Here is a 19,922-nt window from a genome sequence, read left to right as displayed (position 1 = left end):
GAACCTATTCTTATTGGTTTAATGAGATTAATGAGATTCATTGGCGGACAACAGTGCCGCCACGACGCGTTCCATCCCCATGAAACGCGAGCCTTTAATCAAAATGGTGTGTGCAGCACCTGCTTGCATATGACCCACGACCGAAGCGGCCATCATGGTCACATCAGAGGTGTGCTGCGCCCCCATGCCAAAACTTGTGACGGCAAAGCGCATCAAATCACCTGTGCCGACAAGCACATCAATGCCTTGCGCCTTTGCATACGCGCCGACCTCTTCGTGAAAAGCCTGACCTTGGTCGCCCACTTCACCCATGTCGCCCAACACCAAAATCTTGCGCCCCGCACTGCTTGCGAGCACATCAATCGCCGCGCGGACTGAATCAGGATTGGCATTGTATGTATCATCAATCAAAGTCACGCCATCCGCCAAACGATGGGTTTGCAATCGCCCTTTGGCAGGCACAAAGGCCGCCAACCCTTGCGCTACTTTATCAAGCGAGATGCCCATTGCACTTGCGGCGGCGCAAGCAGCGAGGGCATTGTGTACGTTGTGCACACCTGGAATATTGATTTGCGTGGTGCATTGACCTTGTGGTGTCATTAACTGGATGGTTGACGCATGCAATCCCAACTCGTAACGTGCTGTAAATGCGGCACTGACACTTTCATCAATACTAAAATCAAATATCTGTAACCCACGCTCTAACGCGCGTGCACGCCACACTTCCGCATGGGCGTCGTCAGCGGGGAAAACAGCCATCCCATTTGCAGGCAAGGCATCCAACGCATGCGCATGTTCTTGAGCCACTGCTTCAACGGTTTGCATAAACTCTTGGTGTTCGCGTTGGGCGTTATTAATCAATGCCACTGTGGGTGACGCCAAAGGAGCCAGCTCCGCTGTTTCACCTGGATGATTCATGCCCAATTCGATAACAGCGGCCTTATGTTGTGCGGTTAAGTGCAGCAGAGTCATTGGCAAACCAATGTCGTTATTTAGATTGCCACGCGTCGCCAAATACTGCCCGTCATATGCTTGATTCAAAATTGAAGCAATCATTTCTTTAACGGTTGTTTTGCCATTACTGCCCGTAACCACCACCAGCGGCAAGTTAAACTGCGAACGCCAACCATGTGACAGCTCTTGCAAAGCCACACGGGTATCTGTCACCAGCACATAAGGCAAGGAAAATCCATCTGGGACACGCGAAGCAATGACGGCGGCCACATCACCCACTTGCAATTCACTCAAAAAATCATGTGCATCAAATCGCTCACCTTTAAGCGCGATGAACAAATCGCCCGCTTGCACAGTGCGTGTGTCGGTGCTCACTCGGTCAAAAGTGACCGCGCGTTGCTCTGGTTTGACTTGTGCGCCCTTGACCCAATTCGCTACTTGCGCCAACGAACCCATGACTATCTCACTCATCACACTCTCTTTTCTAATGACCATTTTTGAATGGCTTGTTGAACTTGTTCTAAATCTGAATACGGATGTTTGACGCCCATAATGTCTTGATAGGCTTCATGTCCTTTACCTGCTACTAAAATCACATCCTGTGAGCGAGCATCCTGTATGGCCCTATCAATCGCCATGCGGCGTTCAATTTCCACAGCCACTTGCGCTTGCCCTGATTGCGTGCCAGCTGCGACAGCAGCAACAATCGCACTCGGCTCCTCAGTGCGCGGATTGTCGCTGGTCACCACCACTCGATCTGCAATACGAGCGGCTATTTCGCCCATTTGCGGGCGTTTACCTGGATCACGATCACCACCACAACCAAATACACACACCAACGCACCACCTCTTGCTTGTGCAATTGGACGCAAGGCCGTTAATGTTTTTTCCAAAGCATCGGGTGTGTGGGCAAAATCCACCACGGCCAGCGGTGTTTGCTCGCCACCAAAGCGTTGCATCCGTCCAGGGGCGGCCTTGATGTCCGCGCACAACGGCGCCACTATGCTCAAATCATGCCCCAACGCGAGCAGCACGCCGAGCACGCCCAACAAGTTCATGACATTAAATTCGCCCACAATACCGCTGCGAATATCGTATTGCTTGTCGCCATGACGCAGAGTGAAGCGGGTATCTGCACCCGACTGGTCGACATCCAAAGCCTGCAAGTAAGCGTCTACAAACACGGGCGCGCTTGAAAGACCGTAACCTATTACATAAATACCGTGAGATTGTGCAATCTGCGCCATGCGCCGACCAGCCTCGTCATCGGTATTAATCACCGCGGACTTCAAACCTTGCCACGTGAATAATTTAGTTTTCGCCGCTTCATACGCCAGCATGCTGCCGTGATAATCCAAATGGTCGCGCGTCAAATTAGTAAATAGAGCAACGTCAAAAGCCACCCCATTGACACGCCCTTGTTCCAGTGCGTGTGACGACACTTCCATCGCGACTGCTTGCGCACCCTTCGTTTGCACATGCGCAAGCCATCGATGTACTTCGATGGCTTGTGGCGTGGTGAAGCCCGTTTCCTGCATGTCATCCACAAAGCCCACCCCCAAAGTGCCCATCATGGCGCACGGTTGATGGACAGCGGTCAATAATTGTGCAATCCACTGCGCGCTTGAGGTTTTGCCGTTTGTGCCCGTCAAAGCAACCATGCTCATGCGGCTTGATGGTTCGCCGTAATATGCATGGGCAATATGCCCCGAGCACACATTCAAATCTTTAACGCCAAACTGAGCAGTCGAATCCTGACGTACCCATTCAAATTCGGGCTCATCGGCTTGCCACAACACCGCAGATGCGCCGTTATCAATGGCTTTCTCAATGTGCGGGCGACCATCATTTTTAGCATCAAACGCATAAGCAACAAAAGCATCTCCCGCACCGACCTTGCGCGAATCGCTCGACAAGTGCGCTCCTTTTGGCAGCACACGAGCCAACCAAGCCTGCGCATCGGCACATGCTTGTTGTTGCTCTAAGGTCAAAGTATTGGCTCGACTGTTCATTAAAACGACTCCTCTACACCTACTGTCGAAATGGCGGTTTTGTAAGGCGCATCTGGTGCTACCGACAATGTGCGCAGCGTCTCGCTGACAATTTGGCTGAACACAGGCGCGGCAATTAGTCCACCAAAATGCTCGGCCGCAGGCGGTTCATCAACCATAACGGTCACAACAATTCGCGGTTTTGAGGCAGGGGCAAGACCAGCAAATGAGGCCACGTATTTATTTTTGTTGTAGCCATTGCCTTCTACTTTATAAGCCGTCCCCGTTTTACCTGCAACGCGATACCCAATCACTTGCGCCTTTGGTGCAGTTCCACCAGGCTCCGTCGCCATTTCCATCATTTTGCGCATGGCGGCAACTGTTTTAGGCGAATAGACTTTTTTGCCCTGAACCGCATCGGCCGTTGATGCCTTGATGAAGGTCAACGGAATAATGTCACCATCGCGGGCGAACACCGTATAGGCATGGGTCAATTGCAACAAAGACATGGCGATGCCATGCCCGTATGACATCGTGGCTTGTTCAATCGGCATCCATGATTTATAAGGGCGTAAAATCCCAGCCGCAACCGAAGGGAAGCCAACCTTATAACTTTGACCAAAACCCAAGTTATTAAACATATTCCACATGTCTTCTGGTTTGAGTTTCAGGGCAATTTTGCTGGTTCCCACATTAGAAGACTTTTGAATCACTTGCTCAACGGTCAAGGCTCCGTTGGGGTGAGAGTCGCTGATTGTTGCATCACCGATGGTCAGCTTACCGCCTTGAGCATCAATCATTGTGGTCGGCGCGACGACCCCCTGCTCTAAGGCCAACGACACCGCAAATGGTTTTAATGTTGAACCAGGTTCAAATACATCGGTCAGCGCACGATTTCTAAGCTGGTCGCCTGTTAAACCGACTCGGCTATTGGGGTCGAATGACGGATAATTTGCCATTGCCAAGACTTCGCCTGTTTGTGTGTCGACCACCATGGCCGATGCGCTTTTCGCGCCTTTGACATCCACCACCTCGCGCAACGCATTGAATACGATGTATTGAACCCTTGCATCCAATGACAACACCACGTCTTCACCGGGCACGGCAGGCTCAACCACCCCTTCATCCTCAATCACGTTGCCAATGCGGTCACGAATGACTCGGCGCGTACCAGGCTTACCTTCAATGGTCTTGTTGTATGACCATTCAATGCCATCTTGACCTTGACCTTCAATGTTGGTAAAACCCGTTAAATGTGCAAACACATCGCCCTGCGGATAATCGCGTTTGACTTCTTTTTGGGCATATATGCCTGCAATTTTTAAATTTTTAATTTGATCGGCGATGTCCTGCGGCACTTGTCGGCGCAAGTAAACAAATCGCTTGTCGTCTTTAGCCACTTTTTTACGGATATCAGATACCGACATATCCAGCAATTTGGCCAAGGCAGATTCTTGCGCGGGCGTCATTTTGACTTCTTCAGGAATAATCCAGATGGCTTGAGCGGGCACATTGGAGGCCAGCACGAGCATGTTGCGGTCATAAATTTTGCCACGTGGCGCAGCAATTTCAAGCAACCGAGAGTAGCGCGCTGCGCCTTTTTCTTGTAGAAAATCATTGCTGATGACTTGTAGCCACACCGCCCACAACGCCAACACCGCCATTGCTAACATAATCAATGCCAACAATAAACTCGAACGCCACTGCTCAAGTTTGGCAACAGGCAAATTTTTCTTTTCCATGCGCTGGGGGCGTTTGCCTCCAGCGGGTTGTTGTGGGGTGTAGTGTGTGCGACTCATGGCTTCACCGCCTTAGCAGTGGTTGAGACGGTCGTTTGCGGTGATGTGCCATCCGACAACAAATAACGGGTGATGCTTGGATTGACGCGCTGCATATTTTGTTTGGCCACTTGTTCAGCGATGCGGTCGTTTTTTGAGGCCGCCACTTGCTGTACCTGCAACGCACCCCACTCAACTTGTAATTGTTGTTCTTGTTGACGTGCTTTTTCTAATTCAACCACCGCACTACGGGCTTGATAGCGCACATTGACCACGGCCATTGCACAAGCAACCACCAAGACCAATAGAAAAATTGTACTGCGCCATGCCAACATATTGTTTGCTGAAGGTCTTTCAACCCTCAACCCTTTATTAATCACATTTTGAAAGCAGTGTTTACTTTCTCTTACTTTTAAAAAACACTCTCACATACATTCGCATCAAATAGGCAGTGGATTTTTTTCTGCGATTCGCAACACGGCCGAACGCGAACGAGGATTCATTTCAACCTCAGCCACACTCGCTTTCGCTTTACCTAAAGCCGTCAAGAGCAACGGTGGCAATTGGTCTTCTCGCAAAGGCAGCCTAGACAACGATTTGTCATGTTTCGCATACCGAGCAATGAATTGCTTGACCCGCCTGTCTTCCAATGAGTGAAAACTGATAACAGACAAACGACCCTGTGCTTTAAGTACGGCCAGTGCCTTTTCCAACACCTCATCCAGCTCATCCAACTCTCTATTGACAGCAATTCGAATGGCTTGAAACGTGCGCGTCGCAGGATGCTGACCTTTTTCAAAACCTCGAATCTGAGCCGCCACCACCTGAGCCAAATCTAAAGTACGCTCAAATGGTTTAACCAACCGACGTGCCACAATCGCCCGTGCAATTGCTTTGGCATATCGTTCCTCGCCATACTCTTTAATGACCCCAGCCAATTCAGATTCTTCTACTTGAGCAATCCATTTCGCAGCACTAACGCCTTTGCTATCATCCATGCGCATATCCAACGGACCATCAAATCGAAAACTAAACCCACGCTCGGCATCGTCAATTTGAGGGGAGCTCACGCCCAAATCCAACAACACGCCGTCCACACCATCTGCTTGCAAATATTGACTCACACTCGTGAAGCTGTCGTGAACCACATGAACCCTAGCATCTCTTGCTGCCAACTCTTTTGCCACGGCAATGGCTCGCAAGTCTTTATCAAAAACCCACAAACGACCACGCTCAGACAGCCGACTTAAAATCAAACGACTGTGCCCGCCCCGCCCAAAAGTCCCATCCACATACACACCGTCTGGTCGAATATTTAGCGCATCTACCGCTTCATGCAGCATCACCGTGACGTGTTCAGGCGTATCGCTCAAAACGAAAATCCATTTAAAATATCAGGCATACCCGCCGCTAAAGTTGCCGCTTCATTTGCATCGTGCTGAGCGGCATCCCAAATCTCAAAGTGCGAACCCATACCGAGCATCACCACATCTTTAGTCAAGCCAGCTTTCGAGCGCAACTCAGGAGCAATCAAAATCCGTCCTGCGTTGTCGATATCAACATCCGTGGCATTGCCCATAAAAATGCGCTGCCAAGAACGCGCCGCCATCGGCCAAGCCGCAATTTCACGCTCCATGTCCGCCCACACCGTGCGCGGCAACAACAGCAAACAGCCATGCGGATGGCGAGTCACTGTCAATTGCCCCCCACACTGCACGGTTAATGCGTCGCGATACTTGGTCGGGATAAGCATCCGACCTTTTGCATCCAACGCCAATGCTGAAATGCCTTTATACATGGCACACCTTTGCAAATAGCTGTCTTACTCTTGTTAAACTGTCGTTTTCATTTTTATGTGTCCTATTTTTGCTAAAATGCTTGCCTTGTTTTCTAAACCCATGAGGCATTCATTTGCGCAGTTGCAATAAGACCAACTACATAAAAACCCACTTTTTGACACTTTTCGCCACTTTACGACACGAGTTTGCACAAGTCAAGCGCAAAAGCCAAATTTCTTAATAAAGACAATGACTTAGCGTGTTTTTCACTCGCCAGCCAAAATTATTTAATCCTTTATAATCAAAGCCCTATAAAACATTGTGAAAGTGTCACCTCAAAAGTTTTGACTTGTTTATTTTTTTCAGCATTTCCCTGCATTTTTTTAAAGTATTGCTCATTTTTTGCCCACACCTTGGTTTTTTCATGATTCGCCCCATCTACAACACATTGACGCGTCTGCGTATATCTCAGAAATTTCTTTTTCGGTTAAAATGCCACCATGAACATTGAAAAAAACACTCTTTCCGCCGACACATCTAAACCAACAACCATGAATTTGACGGGGCAATTTTTAATCGCCATGCCCAGTCAGCACGGTGATGCATTTGAACGCACAGTGATTTATGTATGCGAACACAGCGCAACGGGCGCACTGGGTCTTGTGGTCAATCGAACATCCGATGTCACCATTTCTGACGTACTGTCTAAACTTCAGGTGGCTGATGATGTGCAAATCCAATACGCTGCACATGCCACGGACAATGTATTGGTCGGCGGCCCTGTCCAAACTGAACGCGGTTTTGTCTTGCACTCGCCTTTTCAAAAATATGCCGCGACCATTCAAGTCAGTGACAATCTGGGTTTGACAAGCTCTCGTGACATTCTTGAGGATGTGGCACGAGGCGCGGGGCCTCGCCACATGCTTTTGGCTTTAGGGTACGCGGGCTGGGGCGCGGGACAACTAGAAAATGAATTGGCACGCAATGCGTGGCTGAACGTACCCGCTGATGAGCACGTACTTTTTGAAACATTGCCACGTGAAAAATACGACCAAGCTCTGCGCTTACTTGGCTTCGATGCGGCCATGCTGTCCGAACAGGCTGGACACGCATAATGTCGATTCAAACATATATTGGCATTGATTATGGTTTGAAACGTGTGGGTGTCGCGGTGGGGAACACGCTGACCCGCCACGCAGAACCTTTGAGCGTGCTACAACGCATCGATGATGCGCAAGTGATTCGCGCCATTGAAAAATTGATGCGAGAGTGGCAAGTCCAGCAACTTTTCGTGGGTGTGCCTCGCCATCCCGATGGCACGGCGCATGACATGACGGCCACATGCTTGGCTTTTATCGAACAGTTGCGTAATATTTTACAAGTCCCCGTGGCCGAAGTTGATGAGCGTTACTCCTCCGCCGTGCTTCGTCCTAAAACAACCCGTTCAAGCAACGGCAAAATCCGCGCCGCAGTACAAGACGACCAAGCGGCCGCTCTGATTTTGCAACAATACCTCAATGAATGTTAAGCATAGGCAAAATAAAGCCCCAGCGTAAGGCTGGGGCTTTATTTTTTGTATGGCTTTGTGCAATTTAGGACGCTCTTGGCAAAACCATAACGGGCACGGGCGAAGCTTTCATGATTTTTTTAGCATTTGAGCCTAAAAACACTCGCTGCAAAACCCCCATTCGACTCGAGCCTAAAGCCAGCACTTCTCCAGCTTCCCATTCAATGCTGCTGAGTGCATCTTCCCATGTCTCTCCCTCAGCAACGTCGATTTCAATTGCAGGCTCGTGTCCTGCCAATTGTTTACATACGCGCTCCAAGGACACCCGCGCTTGCTCTCGCCATGCCGCTTGAACTTCTTTTTCAGCCTGATAGCCAATTAATGACGGATACATCTGACGATCGCGCACCGCAAAACTCACCAATCGCAATGACACACCCAGCTCAGTTGCGATACCCAAAGCCTCAAGCACCGTGCCGCTGGCTTCCTCTGAGCCTGAATATGCACAAGTCAAACGCGGTAATTGCGTACCCAGTTTCACTCGAAAATCACGAGGTGCCATCGCAATCGGCACTTCGGCCAAATGCATAATCTCACCCGCGACACCGCCCACCGACAAACGCCCCGAAGAGCCATCGCGCGACGAACCCAGCACAATGATGTCCGCGCCCTCTTGCTTCGCTGCTTGTGTCAAACCGACCGTCGCTGAACTCGCGCCAAACTTGATATAACGCACATTCGCCACATCCGCCAATTGCGCACGCGCTTTATCCAAAGTCGCTTGAGCATGCTGTGCTAAAAAATCACCGTACTCTTTATCCACGGGTGCAAGCGATGGATGCCCCCACACTTCGGGGACAACAGTACACACGACTAAATTAGAGCCACTGGTTGCCGTCATCATGCGCGCCAAAGCCAAGGCTTCTTGCCCCGCATAATCAGGCGTGTACCCCACTAAACAGGTTTTCATTTTCAATCCCCTTTGTTAGCCAATTTTGAGTGGCGCAAGCCATACATAAAGTAACCCAATATCGCCAAACCAATCCAAATGGTAAAAACGGTGTACGTTGCCTTTGATAGGTCAGAAATAATCCAGCCACACACCAAGACACTCGCCGTTGGAATGGTCCATGCGCCAAAAGGCAATTTAAATCCGCGCACCATATCAGGGGCTTTATAGCGCATGACGATGACACCAATCGAGACTACTGAAAACGCAACCAAAGTCCCCATGCTGACCATGTCCCACAAATAGCCTGAGTCCACAAAGCCACCAATTAAGCCCACAAAAATACAAACCACCACCGTATTGAACACGGGCGCTAAAGTGCGCGGGTTCACGGTACGAAATTTTTCTGGAATTAAACCATCTCGCGAAATGGCAAACAAAATACGGGTTTGACCGTAGATTGTCACCAAGGTCACACTAAACACCGAAATCACCGCACCTGCCGACAACAACAATGCGGGCCAGCCCGAACCCGTGACTTTCTCCAAAATTGCCGCCAACCCCGCCTCTTGACCGCTAAACTCGGCTGCGGGTTGCGCCCCCATGGCCGCAACAGCTACGGTGATATACGCCGCCACCACAATCAACAATGCGATGATGATGCCCAAAGGCACGTTACGTTTTGGATTTTTAACCTCTGCCCCCGCTGTGGCCACGGTATCTAAACCGATAAACGAGAAAAAGATTGTGCCTGCAGCCGCCAAAACGCCTTTACCTTCCTGACCATTGCCCATTAAACCGTAGGGATTAAAAGGCTTAAAGTGTTCTGTACTAAACGCCGTGAATGCAATCGCCGAGAAAAACACCAAAATCCCAATCTTTATCAAAACCATGATGGCGTTGACTGCAGCGGACTCGCTAGCGCCGCGTAACAGTAAGAAACAGCACATGCTCACTAAAATCATTGGGGGCAAATTAAAATGTCCCCAATGAATTTCATTGCCATGCTCGCCCGAGACAATCAGCGGACTGCGCAAATAATCGGGTATTTCCACACCAAACGCATGATTTAAAAAGCTGTTCAAATATTCTGACCAACCAATTGACGTTGCGCTGGCCGCCAAAGCGTATTCGAGCAACAAACACGCCCCCACAATATACGCCGCAAACTCACCAATCGCGACGTACGTGTATGAATACGCAGAACCCGATGCAGGGATGCTCGATGCCAACTCCGCGTAACACAATGCCGTTAAAGCCGCGGCCAAGCCTGCAATTAAAAACGAATAAATCACCGCAGGCCCCGCTTTCGGTACTGCCTCGACCATGGCAAAGAAAATCCCCGTGCCAATGGTTGCCCCCACACCCAGCATCACCAACGAAAATAGACCTAAAGTGCGATTTAATTCATCGCCACTATGGCCGCCATGAGCACCTGCCGCACCCGCTTCGGCATCCACTGATTTTGTTCGCATCAAGCGATTAAACAAAGAACTCATATGTGTCTCCAAAAAGCATTGTTATGTATTTAATCCTATTGGCTAGCACGTTATGCACACACCAATCTTTTTTAATATTTACTTAAACGGACAATAAAAAACGCCACGCCGTTAACGCGCAAGAATGCGCCAAATTTTCAATCCGTGCAAGTGTTTTTTGAAGTCGCACATACTGTGAATCGAGACATCGCTTAACACCAACCAGTGTTTTTTTGACTATTTAAATAATAGTGTTAAGCAATAAATAAATACAACTAAAGCCTTTTAAAAAATAAATTTTTATATAAAAAACACAACCTTTTCAAATACACCTTTACAAATTCACTTATAATCCCCCGCAACGTGACACAAAACGGTTTCGTTGTGGCATGCGTTGAATGGCATCACAATCATGCGCCACTTATGAGGCATTTTCATTTTTTAAGTAGGAGTTCACATGAATAAATTATTAGCAGAATTTATCGGCACATTTTGGCTGGTATTGGGTGGTTGTGGCAGCGCAGTTTTGGCGGCGGCTTTTCCTGACGCGACCAATTCAATTGGCATCGGCTTAACGGGCGTGTCTTTTGCTTTCGGCTTAACGGTATTAACCATGGCTTACACGGTTGGCCCTATTTCTGGTGGTCACTTCAACCCAGCGGTCACTTTTGGTTTATGGGCAGGCGGGCGTTTTGAAGCTAAAGATATTGCAGGTTACGTCACAGCTCAAGTTTTAGGAGCCATCGTCGCCGCAGCAGTTTTATTCATGATTGTTTACGGCAAAGCGGACTTTAAAGGGGTGGGTGGTTTTGCATCCAACGGCTACGGCGAACTGTCTCCCGGACACTTCAGCATGATGTCTGCTTTGATTACCGAAGTCATCATGACGGCCATCTTCCTGTTCATCATCATGGGCGTGACCCATAAAGATGCGCCTGCGGGCTTCGCACCTATCGCCATCGGTTTGGCATTGACCTTGATTCACTTGATTTCAATTCCAGTCACCAACACTTCTGTAAATCCAGCGCGTTCAACAGGCGTCGCGTTGTTCGCCCAAACAGGCGCAATGTCACAGTTGTGGTTATTCTGGGTCGCACCGATTGTTGGCGGCATCATCGGCGCACTCTTGTTCAGAGTCGTTAAGTCAGAGAAATAATCTCTTCTCATCCTTGACATACACAACAAACCCTCCAAAACGGAGGGTTTGTTGTCATTTAAGCCAGCCAAAAAGTGCAAAGTACAGCGCGATATTACTCACTCCACCACGCCGACACCATACCCGCGCCTAAAATCAACACACCGCCAAGCAAAGCCCGTTCACTTAGCAACTCACCCGCCAACAACCAACTGGACACAGCACCTATCACCAACTCAAAAGGTAAAATCACAACAACCTGATGAGAGGTCAAATGCTTGACACCAAACTGATACATGCGGTTGGTCAACAGCAACAAACATCCCATAAGCATCGTTATAAACACAGCAGACCAAACATTACCCGATGACGGCAAATGCGAACCTTGCTCAAAGCACACTAAAAACAAACCCAAAATTAACCCGCCCAAAGACAAAAAGAAGGTCAAACTATCCGCTCGAATATTCGGCGTTTGTTTAACCAGAATATTCAACGCACCAGCCCCGATGCCCGCAGTCAGCCCCGCCCACTCAGCCGTACTTGAAGGAAATGGCAGGCCAAGTTTAGAATCGTACAACATAAAAGCCGCGCCCATCAGCCCCATCCCTGTTCCCAACCAGCCCGCCCAATTGGTTTTTTCTTTCACCACAAAATGCGCCAAAATTACAGTCCACACGGGCATCAAATAAAACAGCAACATCACCCGCATGACTTCACCATGCACCATTCCCCAAGTAAAACCAAGCGCACCCACCGCAGAGGACAACATCAGCATGGCCAAACGCGAAGGGGGCGTTTCGCGCCACTCCCCAGCGCACAGCGCACGCTTTGCCAGCAAACCAGATACAACAGTTGCCACTAAAGAAGTGGACACAGCCGCACCCATGGCACTCATACCAAGCGAATACAGCTGTCGATAACCCATCCAACACAACCCCCAAAAGATTGATACTTCGAGCAAGGCGAGGACAGACAGGGATTTTTTTGACAACGAAAACACAACAGCTCCAATACCAGTTTAGTGAAGAAATGCAATAACGCCTGCAAGGTGCGTCACAACCTCACTGAACTTTTATTGAAATGATTGAAACGAACGCAACACTCAGAAGAACTCTGATTCCAATGGTGGCAAGCCGAAACCAGCCCTTGCTTGAGCACAGCGCGCATCGCCCATCTCAAACTCACGGCATGTACTTGAACGTTGGGCATAGATGCCACAGCCTGCCGGTTGACCAATATCGCCCTGTAGCGCAATGCAACGTGGGCGAGCTTGATTTGTACCTCGCATGGCAACAAAGTGAGCACTTACAGGCTCTGTTAACTCAACAGGCACAGCCCCATCAGGATGGGCATCTGTTTCTGCCCAATAAAACGAGACACGAAAAGTGGCGCAACACGCGCCACAGGCAATACATACATCACTCATAACGATGAAAAAATTAAAAAAGCGAGCTGAACACTCGGCCGCTTCTAACTTCTAACCCTCTATTTTTTTCAGCAGCGGCTTACTTATTACTTAAACCTTGCTCCAAAGCAGCGACTTGCTTTTCTAAAGCATCTAACTTTTCGCGCGTGCGCGCCAACATGGCGACCTGAATATCAAATTCCTCACGCGTCACGACATCCAGCTTTTGCAACGCACTGGTAAAAAATGCCTTGGCATTTTGCCCCATTTCAGCAAAAGGCGTATTTTTAGTCAATTGCTCAACTGTTTTTTCAACGTTAGTTTTCCATTGCTCTTGCCAATTGTTCATGACATCTCCTTCGGTTGTGCATTTGCGGATTTGCGTTCACTAAAGCGAAATGTTTGACTACACTCACCTTGCTCAAGCGGTTTGATTTGTTTAAACTCAACCTCAACATTATTATTGTTAATGTTATTTTGGCTCACACTATAAGCATATTCGGTTGGGACTTCGTCTTGTGTATTCACAGTTTCAAAATATGTAGCATGACCTGCATCAACCCACCAGCGGCCCTCATCATCAATGATGGTCTGTGTGTCATCATAACCATGATAGCGATAAGTACCATCCGATTTGCGCGTCATTGTCCATTTATACGCACTGCAACTGACCTCTTGACTCGCAGGAAACTCGCCCTCCCAAGTACCCACCAAATCACCATCCACTGGCATCGCATTGCTCTGCGCCAGAATCTGTGTACTCGCACACAAAAGCATGTACATCAACACATTACGAACCATTCGCATCATTCAACCCCTTATCTATTGAGTCTGTATTCTAATAAAAAAAGGCAACCCACGTCGCCTTTTTTCATATGATGAAGCATTCAATCTGCATTGAAATTACTGCGCATAGGCCTCGCTCAAAAACGACTTCATCTTTTTCATTGCAGCACTTTCAATTTGTCGCACACGTTCAGCCGAGATGCCAAATTGAGCCGCCAAATCATGTAAGGTCAATGCTTTATCATCGTCATTCGCCAACCAGCGCGACTGAACAATGGTGCGCGAACGCTCGTCAAGCAGTGCCAAGGCATTTTGCAAACCTTCGGTTTGGCGCTTGTCTTCTTGTTGACGCGCCAAAATTTGCGTGGGCTCTTGTGTCTCATCCGCTAAATAAGCAAGAGGCACCATGTGTTGCGGCTCGTCGCCATCGTCCATACCGCCATCGACCGCAATATCTCGCCCCGACAAACGCTTATCCATTTCCACGACTTCTTCAGGCTTAACGCTCAACACCTTTGCCATTTTATGAATCTCGTCTTGGCTCATGTGCTCGCCTTCTTTCATGCTGCGCAGGTTAAAAAACAACTTGCGCTGGGCTTTGGTGGTGGCAATTTTCACCATGCGCCAGTTTTTGACGATGTACTCGTGCATTTCAGCCTTAATCCAATGCATCGCAAATGACACCAATCGTACGCCACGCGTCGGGTCAAAACGTTTCACGGCTTTCATGAGGCCAATTGAGCCTTCTTGAATCAAATCGCCTTGCGGTAAGCCATAACCTGCGTACTTACGCGCTTGCGCCACAACAACCCGCAGGTGCGAAATAACCAACGTATGTGCCGCATATAGGTTATTCGGATCGGCACGATACGCCATTGACAAGTCATACTCCTGCTCGGGCGTGAGCATGGGCACACTATTGACTGCGCGGGCGTAGGCATCCAAATCACCAAACGTCGGAACCGCGAGCAATTGTTGATAAGATTTCATGTAAGGCGTGACGGCGTAAGCGCTCATCAGTAATTTTCTCCTAAAGAAAAATAAATGTTCTGCATCATTTTAGCACTCTTTGTCATAGACTGCTAATTGCGTGTTGAAATGAATATAGGCGCAAAATGTGTAGAATATTTGATGAGAAAAACCTAATAAAACAAAAAAACGTCTTGTTTAACAAGACGTTTTTTATAATCACAACGGATTATAAGTTGACGGCGCTCAATCCAGCCGTTTACAACAATTTTGATGCAAGCAGGCGTGCAGAGTGCGCACGACACACCCATCAAATTATCGTTGCCCCGAATAATCACGCGCAGCCTGACCAAATGCCTTAAATAATTTGACCGACAAAGGGTTCTCCGTCGCCAACCACTCTGGATGCCACTGCACACCGAGGGTAAACTGAGAGAACTCTGGACAATAGGCGGCCTCAACCAAACCATCCTCGGCATGCGCCAAAGCAACGATGCCCCGTCCTAACGTTTTAACGCCTTGCCCATGCAAAGAGTTAACCATCATGTCATTCACGCCAAGAATTTTTTGTAGCCAAGTATCAGGCACAAGTTTAATCGAGTGATTCGGTCCATATTGTTCCGTTAATGGCGCTTCTGAATCTTTTTCGCGATGATCTTGCATACCTGGCGTTTCATGTACTTTTTGGTACAAGTCGCCTCCAAAAGCCACATTTAACTCTTGAAAACCACGGCAAATACCTAAAAAGGGCAATCCTCTTTTCAAGCCCGCACGAATCAAGGCGATATTAAAATTATCGCGCCCTTTATCTTGAGCTTGGTCTTGCGTTAGCCATTCTTGTCCATACAACGTAGGATCAATATTGGTCGATGCGCCTGACAAAAAAATGGCATCGGCCATGTCTAAGTACTGTTCAATACGGTCCTCGCCATACGCTGTTGGCAACATAACAGGGGCGCAGTCAGCGATATGAACCAATGGATCCAAATACTTCTTGCCCATGAGTTGATACCAATGACCACCATACTCTTTCGCACCCGTAGGCACTAGAACGATGGGCTTGCGTGTTGTTTGCACAGTTGTCTCTGTATTGTTATTTATCATATTGTTCACCTCGAGGCGTTACTCTAAAGGGTAAACGGATACAAAAACAGAACCACTTGCCCCCATAAAGGGCAGACACCGCGACCACTTTTCAACTTCAACCTCTTGATAAGGATTAAAAAACGCTCTAAAAAAGGCATAAAAAAACGGGGCTTAACGCACCCGTTTTTTCTTTAAACATACCCCGCGCTTACTCTGCCTGAGACGGTTTATCTACATCAAATGCATTGACCACCACATCATCCACATCATCCACAGCACCCTCCTCATCTTCGTTATCTTCTACTCCGGGCACAGTTTCGATGATTTTTTGAACACCTGATAGCACGTCCCCATCATCCAAACCAATCAAGGTCACCCCTTGTGCGGCACGACCAACGGTACGAATTTCAGAGATGCGCGTACGAACCAAGGTGCCCCCAGTGGTAATGAGCATGATTTGGTCTGTTTCTTCAACCAATTGAGCCGCAACCACTTTACCGTTACGTTCAGATGTTTGAATCGCAATCATGCCTTTGCCGCCGCGACCGTGACGGGTATATTCAGCAATGGGCGTCCGTTTGCCATAGCCATTTTCGGTTGCGGTCAAAACAAATTGCGTTTCACTTTCGGCAACCAACAAAGCAATAATGGTTTGGTCTTCTTCCAAGCGCATGCCGCGCATACCGCGCGTATTGCGACCCACAGCACGCACGTCCGACTCGTCGAAACGCACCGCCTTACCCGCGTCGGAGAACAACATGACATCGTGCTGACCGTCGGTAATCGCCGCACCAATTAAATGGTCGCCTTCATCAAGATTAACAGCAATAATGCCTCGTTTCATCGGGCGTTTGAAATCAGACAGCGGGGTTTTTTTCACCGTGCCTAAACGCGTGGCCATAAACACATATTTGTCTTCTGGGAAGCCATCCGCAGATGAAATCGGCAACATCACCGTAATTTTTTCACCTTCTTCAAGTGGCAACATCCGAATAATCGGCGTACCCCGCGAAGTGCGGGAGCCTTGTGGAACTTCATACACCTTCGTCCAGTAGACCCGACCTCGGTCAGAAAAACTCAAAATCGTGTCATGTGTATTGGCAACAAACAGATTATCAATCCAGTCGTCTTCTTTGGTTGCTGCGGCCTGCTTGCCACGACCACCTCGACGCTGCGTGCGATACTCGGTCAACGGCTGCGCTTTAATATAACCACCATGCGACAAGGTCACAACCATGTCTTGCGGTGTAATCAAATCTTCAATGTCAATATCAAAAGCATTCAGCTCAATTTGCGAACGACGCGCATCGCCAAACTCATCGTTAATCGCCGTAAGCTCCGTATCAATAATTGCGGTCACGCGCTCTGGACGCCCCAAAATATCGAGCAAATCAGCAATCTCCGCCATGATGTCTTTGTACTCTTGGACGATTTTATCTTGCTCCAAACCCGTCAAACGTTGCAAACGCATTTGCAAAATCTCTTGAGTTTGTACATCAGACAAACGATACAAACCATTTTGTTGCAAACCAAAATCAGGCAACAAATCATCTGGACGATACAACGCACCGCCGCCCTCGGTACGCGAGAGCATTTCACGCACAATCGCCGAATCCCAAACCTTCGCCATCAATTCGATTTTTGCTTGAGGTGGCGTATCCGCCGCTTTAATCACCGCAATAAACTCATCGATGTTCGCCAAGGCGACCGCTAAACCTTCTAAGATATGTCCACGCGCTCGCGCTTTGCGCAGTTCAAATACAGTACGGCGCGTCACCACTTCACGGCGATGCTCAAGGAAATACACCAGCATTTCGCGCAAATTCAACAACTTTGGCTGGCCATCCACCAAGGCCACCATGTTGATGCCGAAGGTGTCTTGCAACTGCGTATGTTTATAGAGGTTATTCAAAACCACTTCCGCAACTTCGCCACGTTTCAACTCAATGACCACACGCATACCCGAACGATCCGACTCATCGCGGATGTCTGAAATGCCCTCAAGACGCTTATCATTCACCTGCTCAGCAATTGATTCGAGCAAGCGACGCTTATTCACTTGATACGGCAACTCATCGACAACAATCGCTTGGCGATTGCCCTTATCCATGTCCTCAACATGCACTTTAGCGCGCATGACCACTCGACCACGACCCGTGCGATAGCCCTGACGCACACCTGAAATGCCATAAATCAAACCCGCCGTTGGAAAATCAGGCGCAGGAATAAACTCTAACAAATCATCAACCGTCGCCTCAGGATTATGCAACACATGTAAGCAACCCTTAATGACCTCAGACAAATTATGCGGCGGGATGTTGGTCGCCATACCAACAGCAATGCCCGTTGAGCCATTGATTAACAAATTAGGAATACGTGCAGGCAAAACCAGCGGTTCTTTTTCTGAACCATCGTAGTTCGCACCGAAATCCACCGTTTCTTTATCAATATCCTCAAGCAGCTGATGGCCTATCTTTGCCATACGAATTTCGGTATAACGCATCGCAGCGGCAAAGTCACCATCTACAGAACCGAAGTTACCCTGCCCGTCTACCAACATATAACGCAATGAAAAATCCTGCGCCATACGAACAACCGTATCATAGACTGCCGTATCGCCATGCGGATGGTACTTACCAATCACATCACCCACAATACGAGCCGATTTTTTATACGCACGGTTCCAATCGTTATTCAACTCGTGCATGGCATACAGCACTCGGCGGTGCACAGGTTTTAAGCCATCACGCACATCTGGCAACGCCCGCCCCACAATCACACTCATCGCGTAATCAAGGTAAGAGTTACGCATCTCATCTTCAAGAGAAATGGGTAGTATTTCTTTAGCAAAAGATTGCATTAGACATCCTATAAATAAAATCTTTCTTTATATCATTATCTTTTTATGCGAGCGACCACCAACCCTCACATCAGACACAAAAAGCGATACTATAAATTAGTCGAGCATTTTATCACGCCAGCGTTGATAACATTACGTTAATGTCGATTAAATATTAAACACTTAAACGAACAAAACTGTCTTTTTTACACAACCACTTGTGTGGGTGTAAAGCAACAGCTGTTGCAAAATTGAAACAATTTTATAGAGCTCGCGAACACGGCCTCCACAATTAAAGTTCTTTCTTTGCACTAGGCCAAGTATTTTGTGGCACAATGGTCGGCGTACGGTGCGTGCTTTAGTGTGCTGTGCGCGATTTTTATTGCACGGCAGGCACCAAGCCGTTATAATTTGCCCTGTTTTAAAAGCAAGGTTAACGTATTCCGCAGGGTAACTTGCGCATTTTCCAAAAAAGAGGAGAAACATGAAAAACTTCGTAAAAGTAGCTTCTTTGGCCGCAACATTAGCCCTCGCGGCATGTCAAACCAATCCAAACACCAACGTAATGCCTAAAGAAGATGCTGTAAACAGCCGTCACGTTGCTAATACTGAACATCAAGTATGGAAAAACGGTACAGATGATTTGTGCTGGCAAACTGGCTACTACCCTGATGGTAACGCTGTTGTCGGTTGCGATGCAACAGCAACTAAAGTTGTAACTGAAACCATTGTGAAGCAAAAAAGCACAACAATTAACTTCGATGCAAACGCATTGTTTGACTTTAACAAATCAACATTGCGCCCAATGGGTCAACAAGCTTTAGCTGCTTTGGCGACCGCATTGAAATCAGTTTCTTTTGACCAAACCATCGTTGTTGGTCACACTGACTCTTTCGGTTCTGACGCTTACAATGACCGCTTGTCATTGCGCCGCGCTGAAGCCGTTAAAGCATACTTGGTTAGCCAAGGCATCAATGCTGCGTCTATCAGCACTTCAGGCATGGGTGAACGTCAATTGTTAGTTCAACCTTTGACTAAAGGCACTCGCGCTGCACGTATCGCTGCTGAACAACCAAACCGTCGCGTATCTGTTGACGTTCGCGGTGTTGTCATTCCAGCAAACCAAGTTGACCGCTGGAACAATTTCTTGAAAAGCGTTCCAGGCGTTAACGTGAATGTTGTTAAGTAATATTGTACTTATCAAGCACTTAAAAATACCGCTCATTAGAGCGGTATTTTTTATGTTCAGAACACTGTAAAATCGGGA

19 protein-coding genes are annotated in these 19,922 nt (G+C 48.2%); 4 read left to right on the top strand and 15 right to left on the bottom strand.

The genetic code is table 11. The features are described 5' to 3' along the window. Positions 1 to 27: 27 nt before the first annotated feature. The 6 genes from DFR44_RS07795 to mraZ all read right to left on the bottom strand — a co-directional run bounded on the left by DFR44_RS07795 (position 28) and on the right by mraZ (position 6,521). On the bottom strand, positions 28 to 1,425 hold the full coding sequence (locus tag DFR44_RS07795) for a UDP-N-acetylmuramoyl-tripeptide--D-alanyl-D-alanine ligase (protein ID WP_246012083.1): 1,398 nt from the start codon (positions 1,423 to 1,425) through the stop codon (positions 28 to 30). Further along, positions 1,425 to 2,966, bottom strand: a complete 1,542-nt coding sequence (locus DFR44_RS07790) for a UDP-N-acetylmuramoyl-L-alanyl-D-glutamate--2,6-diaminopimelate ligase (RefSeq protein WP_133620771.1) — start codon at positions 2,964 to 2,966, stop codon at positions 1,425 to 1,427. Before DFR44_RS07790 ends, DFR44_RS07795 begins: the two co-directional genes overlap by 1 nt. Then, positions 2,966 to 4,744, bottom strand: coding sequence for a peptidoglycan D,D-transpeptidase FtsI family protein (locus tag DFR44_RS07785; RefSeq protein ID WP_246012082.1), 1,779 nt, complete (start codon positions 4,742 to 4,744; stop codon positions 2,966 to 2,968). The genes DFR44_RS07790 and DFR44_RS07785 overlap by 1 nt, the downstream gene beginning before the upstream one ends. After that, entirely contained in the window at positions 4,741 to 5,058 is a 318-nt protein-coding gene (gene ftsL, locus DFR44_RS07780; RefSeq protein ID WP_133620769.1) for a cell division protein FtsL, read from the bottom strand. The genes DFR44_RS07785 and ftsL overlap by 4 nt, the downstream gene beginning before the upstream one ends. Positions 5,059 to 5,163: 105 nt before the next feature. Next, entirely contained in the window at positions 5,164 to 6,096 is a 933-nt protein-coding gene (rsmH, locus tag DFR44_RS07775; protein ID WP_133620767.1) for a 16S rRNA (cytosine(1402)-N(4))-methyltransferase RsmH, read from the bottom strand. Further along, positions 6,093 to 6,521, bottom strand: coding sequence for a division/cell wall cluster transcriptional repressor MraZ (gene mraZ / locus DFR44_RS07770; RefSeq protein ID WP_133620765.1), 429 nt, complete (start codon positions 6,519 to 6,521; stop codon positions 6,093 to 6,095). Before mraZ ends, rsmH begins: the two co-directional genes overlap by 4 nt. Before the next feature lie 480 nt (positions 6,522 to 7,001). Between mraZ and DFR44_RS07765 the strand changes: the two genes are divergently transcribed. Further along, positions 7,002 to 7,616, top strand: coding sequence for a YqgE/AlgH family protein (locus DFR44_RS07765; RefSeq protein WP_133620763.1), 615 nt, complete (start codon positions 7,002 to 7,004; stop codon positions 7,614 to 7,616). Next, complete coding sequence (gene ruvX, locus DFR44_RS07760; protein ID WP_133620761.1) at positions 7,616 to 8,029, top strand: Holliday junction resolvase RuvX; 414 nt, start codon at positions 7,616 to 7,618, stop codon at positions 8,027 to 8,029. The genes DFR44_RS07765 and ruvX overlap by 1 nt, the downstream gene beginning before the upstream one ends. 64 nt (positions 8,030 to 8,093) lie before the next feature. Here ruvX and DFR44_RS07755 read toward each other — a convergent pair whose 3' ends face one another. Together DFR44_RS07755 and DFR44_RS07750 are read right to left on the bottom strand one after the other, a co-directional pair. Beyond that, entirely contained in the window at positions 8,094 to 8,978 is an 885-nt protein-coding gene (locus DFR44_RS07755) for a universal stress protein (protein ID WP_133620758.1), read from the bottom strand. 2 nt (positions 8,979 to 8,980) lie between these two features. Next, positions 8,981 to 10,456, bottom strand: coding sequence for an APC family permease (locus DFR44_RS07750; protein WP_133620756.1), 1,476 nt, complete (start codon positions 10,454 to 10,456; stop codon positions 8,981 to 8,983). 436 nt (positions 10,457 to 10,892) lie between these two features. On the opposite strand from DFR44_RS07750, the gene aqpZ reads away from it, so the two are divergent. After that, positions 10,893 to 11,591, top strand: coding sequence for an aquaporin Z (gene aqpZ / locus DFR44_RS07745; protein WP_133620754.1), 699 nt, complete (start codon positions 10,893 to 10,895; stop codon positions 11,589 to 11,591). Between the two features lie 94 nt (positions 11,592 to 11,685). Here aqpZ and DFR44_RS07740 read toward each other — a convergent pair whose 3' ends face one another. From DFR44_RS07740 to gyrA, 7 genes are all read right to left on the bottom strand, one after another. Then, a complete protein-coding gene (locus tag DFR44_RS07740; protein WP_133620751.1) occupies positions 11,686 to 12,570 on the bottom strand; it encodes a DMT family transporter in 885 nt (294 codons plus the stop codon). Between the two features lie 102 nt (positions 12,571 to 12,672). Beyond that, complete coding sequence (locus DFR44_RS07735; protein WP_133620749.1) at positions 12,673 to 12,996, bottom strand: YkgJ family cysteine cluster protein; 324 nt, start codon at positions 12,994 to 12,996, stop codon at positions 12,673 to 12,675. A 79-nt stretch (positions 12,997 to 13,075) separates the two neighbouring features. Beyond that, positions 13,076 to 13,324: an accessory factor UbiK family protein gene (locus DFR44_RS07730; RefSeq protein ID WP_133620747.1), complete on the bottom strand. Its 249-nt coding sequence runs from the start codon at positions 13,322 to 13,324 to the stop codon at positions 13,076 to 13,078. Further along, the gene (locus tag DFR44_RS07725) at positions 13,321 to 13,785 is read right to left on the bottom strand and encodes a hypothetical protein (protein WP_133620745.1); all 465 of its coding nucleotides are present in this window, start codon (positions 13,783 to 13,785) and stop codon (positions 13,321 to 13,323) included. Before DFR44_RS07725 ends, DFR44_RS07730 begins: the two co-directional genes overlap by 4 nt. 93 nt (positions 13,786 to 13,878) lie before the next feature. Next, positions 13,879 to 14,778, bottom strand: coding sequence for an RNA polymerase sigma factor RpoH (rpoH, locus tag DFR44_RS07720; protein WP_133620743.1), 900 nt, complete (start codon positions 14,776 to 14,778; stop codon positions 13,879 to 13,881). 267 nt (positions 14,779 to 15,045) lie between these two features. Further along, complete coding sequence (locus DFR44_RS07715; protein ID WP_133620740.1) at positions 15,046 to 15,834, bottom strand: gamma-glutamyl-gamma-aminobutyrate hydrolase family protein; 789 nt, start codon at positions 15,832 to 15,834, stop codon at positions 15,046 to 15,048. 190 nt (positions 15,835 to 16,024) lie between these two features. Next, entirely contained in the window at positions 16,025 to 18,676 is a 2,652-nt protein-coding gene (gene gyrA, locus DFR44_RS07710) for a DNA gyrase subunit A (RefSeq protein ID WP_133620739.1), read from the bottom strand. A gap of 463 nt (positions 18,677 to 19,139) precedes the next feature. Here gyrA and DFR44_RS07705 point away from each other — a divergent pair, with 463 nt between their 5' ends. Further along, positions 19,140 to 19,844, top strand: coding sequence for an OmpA family protein (locus DFR44_RS07705; RefSeq protein WP_133620737.1), 705 nt, complete (start codon positions 19,140 to 19,142; stop codon positions 19,842 to 19,844). Positions 19,845 to 19,922 lie beyond the last annotated feature (78 nt).

Origin of the sequence: Hydromonas duriensis (assembly GCF_004363775.1) — a bacterium.
GTDB lineage: Bacteria > Pseudomonadota > Gammaproteobacteria > Burkholderiales > Burkholderiaceae > Hydromonas > Hydromonas duriensis.
The sequence above is the reverse complement of the archived record's forward strand: the minus strand, read 5'-3'. Positions and strand labels throughout refer to the sequence as shown.

Coding starts and splice junctions, on each gene's coding strand:
- DFR44_RS07750 (WP_133620756.1), bottom strand. CDS start 10,456: ATGAGTTCTTTGTTTAATCGCTTGATGCGAACAAAATCAGTGGATGCC.
- DFR44_RS07785 (WP_246012082.1), bottom strand. CDS start 4,744: ATGAGTCGCACACACTACACCCCACAACAACCCGCTGGAGGCAAACGC.
- ftsL (WP_133620769.1), bottom strand. CDS start 5,058: ATGTTGGCATGGCGCAGTACAATTTTTCTATTGGTCTTGGTGGTTGCT.
- DFR44_RS07730 (WP_133620747.1), bottom strand. CDS start 13,324: ATGAACAATTGGCAAGAGCAATGGAAAACTAACGTTGAAAAAACAGTT.
- rpoH (WP_133620743.1), bottom strand. CDS start 14,778: ATGAGCGCTTACGCCGTCACGCCTTACATGAAATCTTATCAACAATTG.
- ruvX (WP_133620761.1), top strand. CDS start 7,616: ATGTCGATTCAAACATATATTGGCATTGATTATGGTTTGAAACGTGTG.
- mraZ (WP_133620765.1), bottom strand. CDS start 6,521: ATGTATAAAGGCATTTCAGCATTGGCGTTGGATGCAAAAGGTCGGATG.
- DFR44_RS07735 (WP_133620749.1), bottom strand. CDS start 12,996: ATGAGTGATGTATGTATTGCCTGTGGCGCGTGTTGCGCCACTTTTCGT.
- DFR44_RS07755 (WP_133620758.1), bottom strand. CDS start 8,978: ATGAAAACCTGTTTAGTGGGGTACACGCCTGATTATGCGGGGCAAGAA.
- DFR44_RS07765 (WP_133620763.1), top strand. CDS start 7,002: ATGAACATTGAAAAAAACACTCTTTCCGCCGACACATCTAAACCAACA.
- aqpZ (WP_133620754.1), top strand. CDS start 10,893: ATGAATAAATTATTAGCAGAATTTATCGGCACATTTTGGCTGGTATTG.
- gyrA (WP_133620739.1), bottom strand. CDS start 18,676: ATGCAATCTTTTGCTAAAGAAATACTACCCATTTCTCTTGAAGATGAG.
- DFR44_RS07790 (WP_133620771.1), bottom strand. CDS start 2,966: ATGAACAGTCGAGCCAATACTTTGACCTTAGAGCAACAACAAGCATGT.
- DFR44_RS07705 (WP_133620737.1), top strand. CDS start 19,140: ATGAAAAACTTCGTAAAAGTAGCTTCTTTGGCCGCAACATTAGCCCTC.
- DFR44_RS07725 (WP_133620745.1), bottom strand. CDS start 13,785: ATGATGCGAATGGTTCGTAATGTGTTGATGTACATGCTTTTGTGTGCG.
- DFR44_RS07795 (WP_246012083.1), bottom strand. CDS start 1,425: ATGAGTGAGATAGTCATGGGTTCGTTGGCGCAAGTAGCGAATTGGGTC.
- DFR44_RS07715 (WP_133620740.1), bottom strand. CDS start 15,834: ATGATAAATAACAATACAGAGACAACTGTGCAAACAACACGCAAGCCC.